General features: G+C 70.2%; 15 protein-coding genes. 5 read left to right on the top strand and 10 right to left on the bottom strand.

Annotated features, from left to right (window positions below):
- Positions 1 to 67: 67 nt before the first annotated feature.
- From ctaE to qcrB, 4 genes are read left to right on the top strand one after another with little or no spacing between them, the layout of a single operon-like run.
- Positions 68 to 697 (top strand): aa3-type cytochrome oxidase subunit III, encoded by a 630-nt coding sequence (gene ctaE, locus AAD528_RS03250; RefSeq protein ID WP_345750584.1) that lies wholly within the window; start codon positions 68 to 70, stop codon positions 695 to 697.
- Between the two features lie 21 nt (positions 698 to 718).
- Positions 719 to 1,519 (top strand): cytochrome bc1 complex diheme cytochrome c subunit, encoded by an 801-nt coding sequence (gene qcrC / locus AAD528_RS03255; protein ID WP_345750585.1) that lies wholly within the window; start codon positions 719 to 721, stop codon positions 1,517 to 1,519.
- Between the two features lie 43 nt (positions 1,520 to 1,562).
- Positions 1,563 to 2,636, top strand: a complete 1,074-nt coding sequence (gene qcrA, locus AAD528_RS03260) for a cytochrome bc1 complex Rieske iron-sulfur subunit (protein ID WP_345750586.1) — start codon at positions 1,563 to 1,565, stop codon at positions 2,634 to 2,636.
- Positions 2,636 to 4,327, top strand: a complete 1,692-nt coding sequence (gene qcrB, locus AAD528_RS03265; RefSeq protein WP_345750587.1) for a cytochrome bc1 complex cytochrome b subunit — start codon at positions 2,636 to 2,638, stop codon at positions 4,325 to 4,327. The genes qcrA and qcrB overlap by 1 nt, the downstream gene beginning before the upstream one ends.
- Before the next feature lie 129 nt (positions 4,328 to 4,456).
- On the opposite strand, the gene AAD528_RS03270 is transcribed toward qcrB, so the two are convergent.
- From AAD528_RS03270 to AAD528_RS03295, 6 genes are all read right to left on the bottom strand, one after another.
- Positions 4,457 to 5,311, bottom strand: a complete 855-nt coding sequence (locus AAD528_RS03270; protein ID WP_345750754.1) for an endonuclease domain-containing protein — start codon at positions 5,309 to 5,311, stop codon at positions 4,457 to 4,459.
- Positions 5,312 to 5,578: 267 nt separating this feature from the next.
- Entirely contained in the window at positions 5,579 to 6,016 is a 438-nt protein-coding gene (gene ctaF / locus AAD528_RS03275; RefSeq protein ID WP_345750588.1) for an aa3-type cytochrome oxidase subunit IV, read from the bottom strand.
- Positions 6,016 to 7,761 carry an aa3-type cytochrome oxidase subunit I gene (ctaD, locus tag AAD528_RS03280; protein WP_345750589.1) on the bottom strand — a complete coding sequence of 582 codons (1,746 nt, stop codon included), beginning with the start codon at positions 7,759 to 7,761 and terminating at the stop codon, positions 6,016 to 6,018. Before ctaD ends, ctaF begins: the two co-directional genes overlap by 1 nt.
- Positions 7,761 to 8,684 (bottom strand): aa3-type cytochrome oxidase subunit II, encoded by a 924-nt coding sequence (ctaC, locus tag AAD528_RS03285; RefSeq protein WP_345750590.1) that lies wholly within the window; start codon positions 8,682 to 8,684, stop codon positions 7,761 to 7,763. Before ctaC ends, ctaD begins: the two co-directional genes overlap by 1 nt.
- Before the next feature lie 157 nt (positions 8,685 to 8,841).
- Positions 8,842 to 9,228 (bottom strand): iron-sulfur cluster insertion protein ErpA, encoded by a 387-nt coding sequence (gene erpA / locus AAD528_RS03290; RefSeq protein WP_345750591.1) that lies wholly within the window; start codon positions 9,226 to 9,228, stop codon positions 8,842 to 8,844.
- Positions 9,229 to 9,295: 67 nt separating this feature from the next.
- The gene (locus AAD528_RS03295) at positions 9,296 to 10,690 is read right to left on the bottom strand and encodes a dipeptidase (protein WP_345750592.1); all 1,395 of its coding nucleotides are present in this window, start codon (positions 10,688 to 10,690) and stop codon (positions 9,296 to 9,298) included.
- 49 nt (positions 10,691 to 10,739) lie between these two features.
- Between AAD528_RS03295 and AAD528_RS03300 the strand changes: the two genes are divergently transcribed.
- Positions 10,740 to 11,336, top strand: coding sequence for a DUF3043 domain-containing protein (locus AAD528_RS03300; RefSeq protein ID WP_375339571.1), 597 nt, complete (start codon positions 10,740 to 10,742; stop codon positions 11,334 to 11,336).
- A gap of 58 nt (positions 11,337 to 11,394) precedes the next feature.
- On the opposite strand, the gene AAD528_RS03305 is transcribed toward AAD528_RS03300, so the two are convergent.
- From AAD528_RS03305 to AAD528_RS03320, 4 genes are read right to left on the bottom strand one after another with little or no spacing between them, the layout of a single operon-like run.
- Positions 11,395 to 12,423, bottom strand: coding sequence for a quinone-dependent dihydroorotate dehydrogenase (locus AAD528_RS03305; RefSeq protein ID WP_345750593.1), 1,029 nt, complete (start codon positions 12,421 to 12,423; stop codon positions 11,395 to 11,397).
- A gap of 28 nt (positions 12,424 to 12,451) precedes the next feature.
- Positions 12,452 to 12,946 carry a transcriptional regulator NrdR gene (gene nrdR / locus AAD528_RS03310; protein WP_345750594.1) on the bottom strand — a complete coding sequence of 165 codons (495 nt, stop codon included), beginning with the start codon at positions 12,944 to 12,946 and terminating at the stop codon, positions 12,452 to 12,454.
- An 11-nt stretch (positions 12,947 to 12,957) separates the two neighbouring features.
- Positions 12,958 to 14,286, bottom strand: a complete 1,329-nt coding sequence (gene hisD / locus AAD528_RS03315; RefSeq protein WP_345750595.1) for a histidinol dehydrogenase — start codon at positions 14,284 to 14,286, stop codon at positions 12,958 to 12,960.
- 51 nt (positions 14,287 to 14,337) lie between these two features.
- Entirely contained in the window at positions 14,338 to 15,744 is a 1,407-nt protein-coding gene (locus AAD528_RS03320) for a hypothetical protein (RefSeq protein ID WP_345750596.1), read from the bottom strand.
- Positions 15,745 to 15,810 lie beyond the last annotated feature (66 nt).

The following is a 15,810-nucleotide window of genomic DNA, read 5'->3' on the forward strand; positions in this document are numbered from 1 at the left end:
CGGTCCTTACTTCGACGCGGTGTCGAAGTTGCCGAAAACCACGTTCAGGATCGGCAATAATGGACGGGTGACTGCACCAGCTACGTTCGCCCCGGCACCGAGAACAGTCAAGCGACCCGACCCTGTCGCCGTCGGCACGATCGTCTGGCTCGGCAGCGAGGTCATGTTCTTCGCGGGCCTGTTCGCCATCTACTTCACGCTCCGCAGCACCTCCCCGGAGCTGTGGGCTCAGCGCACCGAGCTGCTGAACGTCCCGTTCGCGCTCGTCAACACGATCGTGCTGGTGCTCTCGAGTGTCACGTGCCAGATGGGCGTCTTCGCGGCCGAGGGCCTGAAGTTCAAGAGCCCGCTGCTGCAGCGCCTCGTCGGCTGGGGCGTCGTCCCGTGGTTCTGGGTGTCCTTCGCCCTGGGCGCGTTCTTCGTCTCGGGCCAGGTCTGGGAGTACGCGACGCTCGTCACCGAGGGCATGCCGATCAGCGCCGACTCCTACGCCTCGGCGTTCTACCTCACGACGGGCTTCCACGCCCTGCACGTGACCGGTGGCCTCGTGGCGTTCCTGCTCACCATCGGCCGCTTCTACGCGGTCAAGCGCGCCCGTCACAAGGAGGCCGTCACCGCCATCGTCGTGTCGTACTACTGGCACTTCGTCGATGTCGTGTGGATCGCGCTGTTCCTGGTCATCTACTTCCTCAAGTAAGAGCGGAGCTACATCACCCTTATGGCACGAGAGAAGAAGAGCCGCTCGAACGGCCGACGCTCCCCCCTCGCGGCAGCCGCCCTCATCGGCATCGGCCTGCTGCTGACGGGCGGGGTCTACGCCGGCGCGACCGCCGCGGTCGCCGCGACGTCCGAGACCAGCGCCCAGACCGCCCTCACCGCCGACGACGGCCAGAAGCTGTTCCAGTCGAACTGCGCCACTTGTCACGGTCTCGACCTGCAGGGCACCGACAACGGCCCGTCGCTCTACGGCGTCGGCGCGCTCGCGGTCGAGTTCCAGGTCGCCACGGGCCGCATGCCCATGCAGCACCAGGACGTGCAGGCTCCGCAGAAGCCCGTGCAGTTCTCGCACGAGCAGATCCTGGCGATGGCCGAGTACGTGCAGTCCGTCGCGCCGGGCCCCGACTTCCCCGAGGAGCACCTGCTCGACGGCGGCGGCGATGTCGCCAAGGGAGCCGAGCTCTTCCGCATCAACTGCGCGATGTGCCACAACGTGGCCGCCGCCGGTGGCGCCCTGACCGAGGGCAAGTACGCCCCGGACATCATGGACACCAGCGCGCTGCACATGTACGCCGCCATGGTCACCGGCCCGCAGAACATGCCCGTGTTCAACGAGATGAACCTCACTCCCGAGGACAAGCGCGACATCATCTCGGCGCTGCTCTACCAGCAGAACGAGCCGGCCCCCGGCGGCCAGACGATCGGCGCGCTCGGCCCCGTCTCCGAGGGCCTGTTCGTGTGGATCTTCGGCATCGGCGCGCTGATCGCGATCACCGTGTGGATCACGGCGAAGTCGAACTGACGCGGGCGCACTGAGCATGACGAACGAATTGACGAGGAACACCATGGCGAACGAAGGCGACGCGCACGAGGTGGAGGCGTTCACGCCCTCCCCCGGCCTGGCCGTTTCCATTGCCGACCCCCTGCAGAACCCCGGCCTGCCGCCGCACCGGGTCCGCGTGACGGACAAGGATCCGAAGGCCGACCGCCGGGCCGATCGCACGGTCTACACGCTGTTCTACATCTCGGTCGCGGCCAGCATCTGGGCGGTCGCCGCCTACATGCTGTTCCCGATCGAGGACCAGTCGATGCTGGCGATCCGCAACAACAACATGTGGATCGGCATCGGCATCGCCTTCGCGCTGCTGGCCATCGGCGTCGGCGCCATCCACTGGTCCAAGGCGCTCATGAGCGACCGGGAGTACGTCGAGGACCGCCATTCCACGCGCGGCTCCGAGGCGACCCGCGCCGCGACCGTCGAGGCGTTCACGATCGCCAACGAGGAGTCGGGCTTCGGACGTCGCAAGATGATCCGCAACTCGCTGTTCGCGGCCGTCGGCGCGTCGATCCTGCCCGGCCTCACGCTGTTCCGCGGCCTCGCTCCGCACTCCACGCCGGCGAACCCGATCGCGGGCGACCCGGTCGCGCTGCTGAACCAGACGCTGTGGAAGGAGGGCGAGCGACTCGTGCACGACCCGAGCGGCCTTCCCATCAAGGCGTCGGATGTCACGCTCGGCTCCGCCTTCCACGTGATCCCCGAGGCGCTCAACGACTTCGACCACAGCAACGGCTACCTCGAGGAGAAGGCCAAGGCCATCGTCCTCCTGATGCGCCTGCTTCCCGAGCAGCTCAAGGAGGAGGAGTCGAAGAAGTCCTGGTCGTACGACGGCATCGTCGCGTACTCCAAGGTCTGCACGCACGTCGGCTGCCCCGTCGCCCTGTACGAGCAGCAGACGCACCACCTGCTGTGCCCGTGCCATCAGTCGCAGTTCGACGTCACCGAGCACGCCAAGGTCATCTTCGGCCCCGCCGCGCGCCCGCTGCCGCAGCTGCCGATCACCGTCGACGACGAGGGCTACCTCGTCGCGCAGATGGGCTTCACCGAGCCCGTCGGCCCGAGCTTCTGGGAGCGTCATTGATGAGCACCACCACCGTCACTGAGAAGCCCGGAACCACGACGTCCGACGCGCCCCTGGGCGGCAGGTTCGTCGGCGCCGCCGCGAACTACATCGACGAGCGCACGAGCATCTCGGGCTTCGTCAAGGCCCTCGGTCGCAAGGTCTTCCCCGACCACTGGTCGTTCATGCTCGGCGAGATCGCGCTGTGGTCGTTCGTCGTGGTGCTGCTGTCGGGCACGTTCCTGACGTTCTTCTTCCAGGCGTCCATGGCCGAGACGCACTACACCGGCGCGTACGAGCCCATGCGCGGCATCGCCATGTCGTCGGCGCTCGAGTCGACGCTGCGCCTGTCCTTCGACATCCGCGGCGGCCTGCTGGTCCGCCAGATCCACCACTGGGCCGCCCTGGTCTTCGTGGCCGGCATCGGCGTGCACATGCTGCGCGTGTTCTTCACGGGCGCGTTCCGCAAGCCGCGCGAGCTGAACTGGGTGATCGGCTTCGTGCTGTTCATCCTCGTCATGGGCGAGGGCTTCACGGGCTACTCGCTTCCCGACGACCTGCTCTCGGGCAACGGCCTGCGCATCATCGACGGCCTCATCAAGGGCATCCCGATCATCGGCACGTGGACGTCGTTCCTGCTGTTCGGCGGCGAGTTCCCCGGCGACCAGATCGTGGGCCGCCTCTACACGCTGCACATCCTGATCCTGCCGCTGCTCGTCATCGCGCTCGTCGCGGTGCACCTGCTGCTCATGATCGTGAACAAGCACACGCAGTTCGCGGGCCCCGGCCGCACCAACGGCAACGTCGTCGGCTACCCGATGATGCCGGTGTACATGGCCAAGATGGGCGGGTTCTTCTTCATCGTCTTCGGCGTGATCGTGCTGATCGCCTCGCAGATCCAGATCAACCCGATCTGGGCGTACGGGCCGTACGACCCGTCCCCCGTGTCGGCCGGCACGCAGCCCGACTGGTACATCGGCTTCGCCGACGGCGCGCTGCGTCTGGCCCCGTCGAACTGGGACATCCCGCTCGGCGAGTTCACGCTGTCGATGGGCATCTTCGTCCCCGTCATCGTGCTCGGCCTGTTCATCGTGCTCGTCGCGATCTACCCCTTCCTCGAGGCGTGGATCACCGGCGACAAGCGCGAGCACCACATCGCTCAGCGCCCGCGCAACGCAGCGACCCGCACCGCGATCGGCGCCGCCGGCGTCGTGTTCTACGCGGTCCTGTGGGCCGCCGCCTCGTCGGACATCATCGCGACGCACTTCATGCTCACGATGGAGGGCGTGATCCGCTTCCTGCAGTTCGGCCTGATCCTGCTGCCGATCCTGTTCTACTTCGTCACGAAGCGCGTCTGCATCGCGCTGCAGAAGAAGGACCGCGAGATCGCGCTGCACGGCTACGAGTCGGGTCGCATCGTGCGCATGCCCGGCGGCGAGTACCGCGAGGTGCACCGCCCGGTCAACGAGTACCAGCGCTGGAAGCTGGTCGACGTGGAGACCTACGCTCCCCTCATCCTGCGCCCGAACGAGCGCGGCCGGATCCCCTTCAGCGAGAAGGTGCGCGCGGGACTCTCGCGCTGGTTCTTCGAGGACCGCCTCGCACCGCTCTCGCAGTCCGAGCTCGACGCCGCGGTCTCGCACCAGCACCACGAGCTGCACGGCTACGGCCCCAGCCCGCGGGAGCTCGAGTCGGGTCACGACTCGCACTGAGCCCCGTACGCGGATGCCCCCGGTCTTCGGACCGGGGGCATCCGCGTTTCCGGGCGCGTCGGCCGCTTGATGCGCCCGGATACAGGCCGGATGTGGCTGGAGACGCCTGCTGCGCCCGCTGAGCCTGCATCACGCCCGGGCAGCCTGTGCGCGGCCGCCCTCGCGGTATCCGCGCAGCGCCGCCGCGACGCGCTCGAGATGGAACAGGATGTCCTCGGCCAGCGCCCGGTACGTCGCGTACCCGCGCTTCGCGAGCTCCTGATCACGTCGCCGGTCCGCGCGCTGCTCTTCCCAGCTCGAGTGGTGCGCCTTGCTGTCGCACTCCACCACGAGCCAGCCGTCGAGGAGGAGATCCACGCGCCCGACGCCGTCGATCCTCTTCTGGACCTCGACGCTGAATCCGAGCTCGATCGCGAGCAGTCGCACGATCGTCTCGGTCCCCGACTCGGAGCGCCCGTCCACCAGGCGTCGCAGCAGCCGCTTCCGTGGCGCGATCGCGCCGAACAGGGTCACGAGCTCCGACCGGCCGATCAGCCCGAGGTGGAGCGCGGAGTCCACCGCCGCGACGAAGGCGACGTCGTCGAGGCACTCGCACGCATGGATGAGCGCGTCCAGGACGCTGACGGCGCAGAGCTCCTTCGGAGCCGCCATGACGAGCGGGCGCCAGTGCAGCACGCCCTTCGCGGGTGAGCGCGTCCGGGAGGCCGTCCGGGGCACGTGCGCGTGCACTCCGGTCGGGGCGTCGCGCACGAACACGCCCCGCTTGGCGAGCAGCGAGACGCAGGTGAGGCGCGCCGACAGCGCGGCCGCGATCCGGACGTCCGGATGCGCCTCCCCCGACACGTACCTGCCGGGGCGCGCGCGGATCAGCGCGCCCGTGCCGACCGCCCGCGCGAGGTCGTGCTTCGACATGCCCGCCGCACGCAACTGGGCGGTGGTCCACATCCGCAGCTGAGCGGACTCCCCCGCCGTCATCGGCTTCATCACGCGCCCAGCGTCGCGGATCCGGCCCTTCCGGATCCGCCGATCTCGCGATCGTGGATGGGACCGGGCGAATGGCGATCCTGTGGACGAGTGGGCGGCATCATTCATCGCCCGTGTACAGGGCGCCTGATCCCGATGCAGGCTCAGGCGTCCCAGAAGCTCACTCCCGCAACATCGAGCCTGTACGCGGCCGCCAGCGGTCACGAGGCACGCGCAGAACGGCCCCGGTCGGACCGAGGTCCGCCGGGGCCGTGTCGGCTGCGCGCGTCAGCGGGCGAAGTAGCCGCGGTAGTACTCGTAGACCCAACCCACGATCGCGACGGCGAAGATGCCGAGCGCGATGGGGATCAGGAAGTGGCCCACGGCCAGACCCACGATCATGATCGCCGCCGAGGCGCCGAGCACGAGGGGCCACCAGGACCAGGGGCTGAACTCGCCGAGCTCCGTGTCGCCGTCGTCGATGTCGGCGTCGTCACGGTCCTCCGGCAGGGCCACGCCGTGCTGGCCCTTGTGGATCACCTGGATGTAGAACGCGATCATCGCCGACATGAAGATGCCGAAGCCCAGCGCGGTCGAACCCGCCCACTCGATCGCCTGGTACCAGGGCAGCTGAGGCTGGGCCAGGATGCTCCAGATCGTGTAGACGATCGCCATCAGGGCGAAGAAGCCGCTCAGCAGCCACCACAGGCCGATGTTGGAGCGCATTACTTGACCTTTCCGTCCGCCGCGTCGATGACGGGCGCGTCGGGCGCGTCCTTCGCCGGCCCCACGCCGACCGGGATGCCGGCCTCGGGGTGGTTCAGGTCGAAGGCGGGACGCTCGCTGCGGATGCGCGGGATCGACGTGAAGTTGTGGCGCGGCGGCGGGCAGGACGTGGCCCACTCGAGCGAACCGCCGTAACCCCACGGGTCGTTCACCGTGATCTTCGGGGCGGTGCGCGCCGTGATCCACACGTTCAGGAAGAACGGCAGCAGCGAGGCGCCCAGGATCATCGCGCCCACGGTGGAGAGCTGGTTCTCCCAGGTCCAGCCGTCGGCGTACGAGTAGTCCGCGTAGCGGCGCACCATGCCGTCCACGCCCAGCCAGTGCTGGATGAGGAACGTCATGTGGAAGCCGATGAACAGCATCCAGAAGTGCACGTAGCCGAGGCGCTCGTTGAGCATGCGGCCCGTCCACTTCGGCCACCAGAAGTAGAACCCGGAGAACATCGCGAACACGACCGTGCCGAACACGACGTAGTGGAAGTGCGCCACGACGAAGTACGAGTCCGACAGGTGGAAGTCGAGCGGGGGCGACGACAGGATCACGCCGGTCAGACCGCCGAAGACGAACGAGACGAGGAAGCCGAGGGCGAAGACCATCGGGGTCTCGAACGTGATCGAGCCGCGCCACATCGTGCCGATCCAGTTGAAGATCTTCACGCCGGTCGGCACCGCGATGAGCATCGTCATCAGGGCGAAGAACGGCAGCAGCACGGCGCCGGTGACGTACATGTGGTGCGCCCACACGGCCACCGACAGCGCGGCGATCGCGATGGTCGCGTAGACCAGCGTCTTGTAGCCGAAGATCGGCTTGCGGCTGAAGACCGGGAACACCTCGGAGACGATGCCGAAGAACGGCAGCGCGATGATGTACACCTCCGGGTGGCCGAAGAACCAGAACAGGTGCTGCCAGAGCAGGACGCCGCCGTTGGCCGGGTCGTAGATGTGGGCGCCGAGCACGCGATCCGCGCCGGCGGCGAAGATCGCGGCGGCGAGCACGGGGAACGCCACGAGGATCAGCAGGCTCGTGATGAGCGTGTTCCACGTGAAGATCGGCATGCGCCACATGGTCAGGCCGGGGGCGCGCATCGTGATGATCGTCGTGATGAAGTTCACCGCGCCGAGGATCGTGCCGAAGCCCGACAGGCCGAGGCCCAGCATCCAGAGATTGCCGCCGACGCCCGGCGAGAACGTCGCGTTCGCGAGCGGCTGATACGCGAACCAGCCGAACGAGGCGGCGCCCGACGGCGTCAGGAAGCCGGCGACCGCGATGGTCGAGCCGAACAGGAACAGCCAGAACGCGAACGCGTTCAGACGCGGGAACGCCACGTCGGGCGCGCCCAGCTGCAGCGGCAGGATCGCGTTCGCGAAGCCCGCGAACAGCGGCGTCGCGAACATCAGCAGCATGATCGTGCCGTGCATCGTGAACAGCTGGTTGTACTGATCCTTCGTCGGCAGGATCTGCATGCCCGGCGCGAACAGCTCGGCGCGGATGATCAGCGCCATCACGCCGCCGATCGCGAAGAACATCACCGACGCGATCAGGTACATGTAGCCGATGGTCTTGTGGTCGGTGGAGGTGATCCACTTGACCACGATGTTGCCCTTCTGCTCGGTGCGCGATGCGCTGAGCAGAGCGGCCTGACGCGGCGGGAGCGTGGTGCGGTGCTCCTGGAGTGTGGTCGCCATCAGTGGCCCTCTCCCTCGGAATCGGTCGTGTCGGGGGCGGCACCCGTGGTGCCCGGCGCGTTCGCCAGGCGGTCGTAGGCGTCGTTCACGTCACCGGTCTGGCCGGCGGCCTCGAGCTCGGCGAGGTAGTCCTGGTACTCGTCCTGGCTGACGACCTCGACGTTGAAGAGCATCATGGCGTGGTACTCGCCGCAGAGCTCGGCGCACTTGCCCTTGTACTCGCCCTCGCGCGTCGGCGTGAACGACCACGAGTTGTCGCGGCCCTGGTACATGTCCTTCTTGTAGAGGAAGTCGATGATCCAGAACGAGTGGATGACGTCGCGCGACTGCAGGTGGATGGTCACCTTCTGGTCGACCGGAAGCACCAGTGTCGGCAGCTGCGACTCGTCGATGTCGCCCTCGGCGTCGGGCTGGGCCTGGATCCCCATGGTCCAGACGGCGTCGGAGTTGTCCTCCGCCTCGCCGTCGTACTGGAAGTCCCACGACCACTGCTTCGCGATGGCGGTGATCTCGACGTCGGGATCGGGCCACTGCGTCTCGATCTCGGTCTGATCGCGCGCCGTGAAGGCGAACATGCCGAGCACCAGGATCAGCGGGACCGTCGTGAAGAAGATCTCGATCGGCATGTTGTAGCGCAGCTGCACCGGCAGGCCGGTCTGGCCCTTGCGGCGGCGGTACACGACCATGGCCCAGAGCATCAGGCCCCAGGTGATGATGCCGACGGCCAGCAGGACGATCCACGAGCTGGTCCACAGCGACGCGACGCGCTCGACCTGGTTGGTCGCAGGCGCTGCGGCCTGGCCGTCCACCTCGAACCCGGGAAGGTATCCGTGCAGCTCCGTGGGAGTGCATCCGGCTAGGGCCACGGCTGCGGCGACGGCGACCGGGATCGCGGCCCAGCGGAGACGGCGTTTCGACGGCACGAATTCACCTTTCGAACGTGGATGAGGCACATGCCAGTCTAGGGCAACCTCTCACCGTCTTCAGGACAACCGCCCAGGCCGGGGCGTGTCCGGAGAGGCCGCGCGAGCACGCGAAAAAGCCCCAGGCCACGAGGGCTGGGGCTCTTCGCGAGACCGCTCAGTGGAAGCTGTCGCCGCAGGCGCAGCTGCCCGAGGCGTTGGGGTTGTCGATCGTGAACCCCTGCTCCGAGATCGTGTCCTTGAAGTCGATCATGGCGCCGTCCAGGTACGGCACGGACATGCTGTCGACGATGACCTCGACGCCGTCGAAGTCGACGGTCTCGTCGCCCTCGAGGTAGCGCTCGTCGAAGTAGAGCTGGTAGATCAGGCCCGAGCAGCCGCCCGGCTGGACGGCGACGCGCAGGCGCAGGTCGTCGCGACCCTCCTGGTCGAGGAGGTTCTTCACCTTGGTCGCCGCGGCGTCCGTGAGGCCCACGCCGTGAGCGCGCGTGTCGGCGACGGTGGTGCCGGCCAGATCGGCGGCGGACAGTGTCGTGTCGGTCATGACGCTCCTAACGGGGATGCGGTCGGTTGCGTCGATTCTACCGCCCGTCGGCGGCGAGGGGATCGGATCATGCGGTGCGCGCGTCGATCCGGCCGAGCAGCAGCGTCTCGGCGCGCACGGCGTTGCGGAACGTCTCGAGGTGCAGCGACTCGTTCGGGCTGTGCGCGCGCGAGTGCGGGTCCTCCACGCCCGTGACCAGGATCTGCGCGCCCGGGAACTGACGCACGAGATCCGCGATGAACGGGATGGATCCGCCCACGCCGAGGTCGACGGCGTCCTTGCGGTAGCCGTCGCGCATGGCGTCGCGGGCCTCGGCGACCGCCCAGCCGCTCGTGTCCACGAGGAACCCGTCGCCCAGGTCGACGTCGCTGAAGGTGAGCTGCGCGCCGAACGGCGCGTGCGCGCGGAGATGCGCCTCGATCGCGGCGTACGCCTCGGTCGCATCCTGCCCCGGCGCGACGCGCGCGCTGACCACGACGGTGACCTCGGGCGAGAGCGTGTTGGACGCCGCCGCGACGCTCGTGAAGTCGATGCCCGTGACGGTGATCGACGGCTTGTTCCAGATGCGCGACAGGATGGCGCCCTCGCCGATCGGCTGGACGCCGACGGGCAGGCCGGCCTCGTCGCGCAGTGTCGCCTCGGTGTACTCCGGCGTCTCGGTCTCGCGCACCGTGAGCCCCTCCACGGCCACCGCACCGGTGTCGTCCCACAGGGTGGCCAGCAGCTTGATGGTCGCGAGCATCGCGTCGGGCACCGCTCCCCCGAACATGCCGGAGTGCGACGCGTGCTCGAGCGTGCGCACGGTGAGGTGGAACGTCGCGTTGCCGCGCAGCGACACCGTGACGGCCGGGGTCTCGGAGTCCCAGTTGCCCGAGTCGGCCACGACGATCACGTCGCTGCGCATGGCGTCGGCATTGTCGGCGAGGAAGGCGCCGAACGAGCGGGATCCGAACTCCTCCTCGCCCTCGATGAACAGCACGATGCCGAGATCCAGGTCGTCGCCGGCGACCTCGCGCAGCGCCCGCAACGACGCGATGTGCGCCATCACGCCCGCCTTGTCGTCGGCGGCGCCGCGGCCGTACAGGCGTCCGTCGCGCACGGTGGGCTCGAACGGCGGCGTCTCCCACAGCGCCTCGTCGCCCGGGGGCTGCACGTCGTGGTGCGCGTAGAGCATCACGGTGGGCCGGCCGTTGCGGGCGGCCCGCGTGGCGAGGATCGCCGGCTGGCCCTGCTCATCCGTCCCCGGGATCCGCGCGGTCAGGATGCGCACCTCGTCGAACACGCCGGTGCCCTCCGCGAGCTCGGCGATCGCGCGCGCGCCGCGCTGCAGCTGCTCCTGGTCGAACGCGGGCCAGGCGATGCCCGGGATGCGCACGAGCCGGCCGAGGTCGGCGAGCGCCGCCGGGATGCCTCCTTCCGCTGCGTCGAGGAGCGACTGATCCACAGGAGGCACCGAAGTCATGCGGGTAATCTTAGGTCGATCCCCCTCCACCGATCCGAGGTGCATTGACGTGAGCAAGACCCCCGCCCCCTCTGAGGGCCTCTCCAAGGGCTCGAGCCTGAACGGCGAGGTGATCGGCGAGATCGCCACCGGCAAGGGCCGGCCGACTCCGACACGCGCCGAGCGCGAGGCCGCGAACCGCCGCCCGCTCGTCGCGAACACCAAGGAGGCCAAGGCGCGCGCCCGCGCCGAGCTGCGCGAGCGCCAGGACCGCGCCCGCGTCGGCATGGCCAACGGCGAGGAGAAGTTCCTGCCGGCCCGCGACAGGGGCCCGCAGAAGCGCTTCGCGCGCGACTACACGGACTCCGGCTGGCACCTCGGCGAGTTCCTGATGCCCGCCATGATCGTGGTGATCATCGCGACGTTCATCCCCATGGAGTTCTTCCAGTACTACGCGTTCGTGGCGCTGTGGGTGTTCATCTTCTTCGTGGTGGGCGACATGATCATCCTGTCCACGACGGTCAAGCGGAAGGCCGCCGCGAAGTTCGGCGGCAAGGAGAAGCTCGAGAAGGGCCTCGGCTGGTACGCCGCGATGCGCTCGGTGCAGATGCGCTTCATGCGCCTGCCGAAGCCTCAGGTCAAGCGCGGCGAGCGCCCGGCTTCCTGATTCGCCTGCAGAACCGCCCCCGTGCCTGTCGAGGCACGGGGGCGGTTCTGTTTCGAGGTCAGCGGGCGGCGCGGAGGTCCCGCAGGCCGTCGTTGATCTGCTTGGCCCAGAGCGGGCCGCGGTAGAGGAAGGCCGTGTAGCCCTGGACGAGGGTCGCGCCGTTGTCGAGGCGCTCCTGCACGTCCGCGGCGGTCTCGACGCCGCCGGCCGAGATCACGCAGAAGTCGTCGGGAACGGCGCCGCGCACGGCGCGCAGCACCTCGAGCGAGCGCTCCTTCAACGGCGCGCCGGACAGGCCGCCGGCTCCCATCGCCTCGACCTCGGCCGCGTCGGTGCGCAGGCCCGCGCGCGAGATCGTGGTGTTGTTCGCGATGATGCCGGCGAGGCCCTCGGACACGGCCAGGCGCGCGATCGCGGCGATCTCGTCGTCCGGCAGATCCGGCGCGATCTTGACCAGGACGGGCGTGGATCCCGCCGTGTCGCGGACCGCGCGCAGCAGCGGAGCCAGCGTCGCGACGGCCTGCAGGCCGCGCAGGCCCGGCGTGTTCGGCGACGACACGTTGACCGCGAGGTAGTCGGCGAGCGGGGCGAGCATCCGGGCGCTCGCGACGTAGTCCGCGGTGGCCTCGTCCACATCCACGACGCGGCTCTTGCCGATGTTGGCGCCGACGATCGCGCCCGTACGGCGCAGCCGCGCCAGGCGGCGGGCCGCGGCCGCGGCGCCGCGGTTGTTGAAGCCCATCCGGTTGATCACCGCGCGGTCGGCGACGAGCCGGAACAGCCGCGGCTTCGGGTTGCCGTCCTGCGGGATCGCCGTGACGGTGCCGACCTCGACGTGGCCGAAGCCGAGGGCCTCGAGCCCGCGCACCCCGACGGCGTTCTTGTCGAAGCCGGCGGCGACGCCGAACGGCGACGGGAAGACGTGGCCGAGCGCCGCGACGGCGAGCTCGGGTGCGGGCCGCGTGAGGCGGCGCGCGACGGCGGCGACCGGCGCGATGCCCGCCGCGCGGATCACGGCCATGCCGAGGTGGTGGGCCGTCTCGGGATCGAAGCGCGTCAGGACGTGACGGAAGAGGAGGGGATACATCCGCTCCAGGCTATCGGTCGCGGTGGCGTCAGTCGGATCCGCCGGCGACGGCCGCCGCGTCGCCCAGCGCGCCGCGTGCGTGGTCGGCCCGCAACTCGGCGATCGACGCCTCGAAGTCCTCGAGCGACTCGAACGCCTGGTAGATGCTCGCGAACCGCAGGTAGGCGACCTCGTCGAGCTCGCGCAGTGGCCCCAGGATCGCCAGCCCGATCTCGTTCGCGTCGATCTGGCTCAGACCGGTCTGGCGGACGGCCTCCTCCACCCGCTGGGCGAGGATCGCGAGATCCGCGTCCGTGACGGGGCGGCCCTGGCACGCCTTGCGCACGCCCGAGATCACCTTGTCTCGGCTGAACGGCTCCACCGCGCCCGAGCGCTTGATGACGTTCAGGCTCGCGGTCTCGATCGTCGAGAAGCGTCCGCCGCACTTCGGGCACTGCCGACGTCGGCGGATCGAGAGACCGTCGTCGCTCGTGCGGGAGTCGATGACACGGGAGTCGCCGTGACGGCAGAACGGGCAGTGCATAACGCGACAGCCTACGCGCCGGCGCCTGGGAGGTCCGCGCCGGCGAAGCGCGCCGTGACCGCCTCGCCGTGCGCGGGAAGCGCCTCCGCCTCCGCGAGCGCCACGATGGCGCCCCGCACCTGCGCGAGCGCCGCCCGGTCGTACTCGATGACCTGCTGCGGGCGCAGGAACGTGTGCGACCCGAGACCGGCCGCGTAGCGCGCCTGTCCCCCGGTCGGCAGGACGTGGTTGGATCCGGCGAGGTAGTCGCCGAGGCTCACGGGCGCGTACGACCCGACGAACACCGCACCGGCGCTCGTGCAGCGCGCGGCCGACGCGGCCCCGTCCGCGGCGTGGATCTCGAGGTGCTCGGGAGCGTAGGCGTTGCTGAAGGCCTCGGCCGCCGCGAGGTCGTCGACCAGCACGATGGCCGACTGCTCCCCCGCCAGGGCGGCCGCGACGCGCTCCCGGTGGCGCGTGGCGGCCGCGACGCGCTCGACCTCGGCGACGACGGCGTCCGCAAGCCGCGCGGACGGAGTCACGAGCACGGCGGAGGCCTGTTCGTCGTGCTCGGCCTGGCTCACGAGGTCGTAGGCGACCAGGCGCGGATCGGCCGTGTCGTCCGCGATGATCAGGATCTCCGTGGCGCCCGCCTCGGAGTCGGTGCCCACGACGCCCGCCACGGCGCGCTTGGCGGCCGCGACGAAGTTGTTGCCCGGGCCCGAGACCACGTCGACGGGCTCGAGGTCGAGCGAGGCGACGCCGTGGGCCAGCGCGCCGATCGCCCCCGCGCCGCCCATGGCGTAGACCTCCTCGATGCCGAGCAGGCCCGCCGCGGCGAGGATCGTGGGGTGCACCCGCCCGTCGTGACCGCGCTGCGCAGGAGACGCGAGCGCGACGCTGCGCACGCCCGCGACCTGCGCGGGCACGACGTTCATCACGACGCTCGACGGGTAGACGGCCTTGCCGCCCGGCACGTAGACGCCCACGCGCGAGACCGGCTGCCAGCGCTGCGTCACGCGGGCGCCGGGCGCGAGCTCGGTCACGCGGGGTGCCGGGATCTGCGCGGCGGACGCCTCGCGCACGCGCCGGATCGCCTCGCCCAGCGCCGCGCGGACGTCGGGATCCAGGGAGGCGACCGCGTCGGCGATGTGCTCGGCGGGCACGCGCACGGCGTGTCCCGAGACGCCGTCGAAGCGCTCGGCCTGCTCGCGCAGCGCGGCCTCGCCGCGCACACGCACGTCGTCGACGATCTCGGCCGCGACATGCAGCGCGGTCGCGCGGGCCTCCGCGGCGCGAGGGACGACGGCGAGCAGTTCCGCGACCCGGAGCGCCCGGCCGCGGAGATCGATGGTGCGCATCCCTCTATTCTGTCAGCCGCGCTCCGTCGGCCGTGCGGGCCGTGGGTGCGCTCAGCCGCGCGTGATGCCCGAGACGTCGTGCAGGTACCCGATGCGGCCGTCGTCGTGACGGACCACGTACGACTCGCCGCGGTCCTCGATGACGAGGGCCCACGCGGTCGGTCCGATGCGGAACAGGGGCGAGCCGTAGGCGTCGACCACATCCCGTTCCTCCGGGGCGAGGGCCCAGAACGCCTGCGGCGCGGCCGCCGCGGGCTCGGGGTTGGTCACGGCGCCGGCGTCGGCGTCGAGCACCGGGTCGGGCGCGGTGGCGGGCTCGGGCACCTGCTCGGGCTCGGGCTCGGGCTCGGCCGCGTATTCGACGGTCGGGTCGGAGGGGATGCGGACGGCCGTCGTCGTGATGTCATCGATCTCGTCGCCGGCCGGCGCGGGCACCGCCTGATCGAGTGGCGCGGACGACTCGGTGGCGGCCGTGTGGTCGACGACCTGCTCCGCGATCGCCTCGGCCTCGGACGTGTACCCGGGAGCCGTCGCGGGCTGCTCGGCCGGGAAGGGCTCAACGGGACCCGTCGCGAGCGGGAACTGCTGGCCGTAGGCCGGCGGCTGCCCGTGGGGCGCGCCGTACTGCGGCTGGCCATAGGGCTGCTGGCCGTAGGGCTGCTGACCGTAGGGCGCCTGCGGCGCACGGCCGTACGCCTGCTGGCCGTACGCGGGCTGGCCATGAGGCGGCTGGCCCCATACGGGCTGACCGTACGGCGCCTGGCCCTGCGGCGACTCGCCGTACGCCTGCTGACCGTAGCCGTGCGGCGGCTGCCCGTACTGCCGGCCATGAGGCTGCGCGGCCTGGGCGGGCTGTCCCCAGGGGGGCGCGGGCGCCTGCGGCTCGGGGCGGGGACGCCGCGCCACCCGACGCGGATCCCGCGCGACGGGGTGCGCGGCGGACTCCGGACGGCCCGCGAAGTCCTCCTTGAACGGTCCCACGAACGGCGCCACGACGGTGAAGAAGACGCCCGCCAGGCTCAGCAGCAGCTCCAGCCACACCACCCACGTGATTCCGAAGCCGAACTCGTCGAAGATGTTCTGGAAGCCGTAGCCGACGGTGCTCAGCCACATCGCCGCGGCGATCGAGAACGCCACCGACGCGAACTGATCGGCGGACAGCGAGCCGATGCGCCCGCGCGCCGAGCTCGAGAGCCGGCGGATCAGGAGCAGCACGCCCGCCGCGACCGGCAGGCCGACGGCGAGGATCCAGTCGAGCGACGCCGTCCAGATCGGCGCGTACCCGAAGTCGTACATCGAGAAGAAGGACAGCAGGAAGATCAGGGCCGCGAGCCCGACGAGGATCGCCTCCCGGACCGTGAACGGCCCGACGCCGTGCAGCGGCGCCGCTCCGTCGCCCGCGGACTCCTCGGCCGGGGCCTGCTCGGGAGCGGGCGGCTGCTGGGGCTGATCGGTCACGCTGATCCTCTCGATACGCGGCTCGGATGCGGACGATCCTACCGGCGGGTCAGGTCGGCCTCACGG

This window comes from Microbacterium rhizophilum (assembly GCF_039605615.1).
Classification (GTDB): domain Bacteria; phylum Actinomycetota; class Actinomycetes; order Actinomycetales; family Microbacteriaceae; genus Microbacterium; species Microbacterium rhizophilus.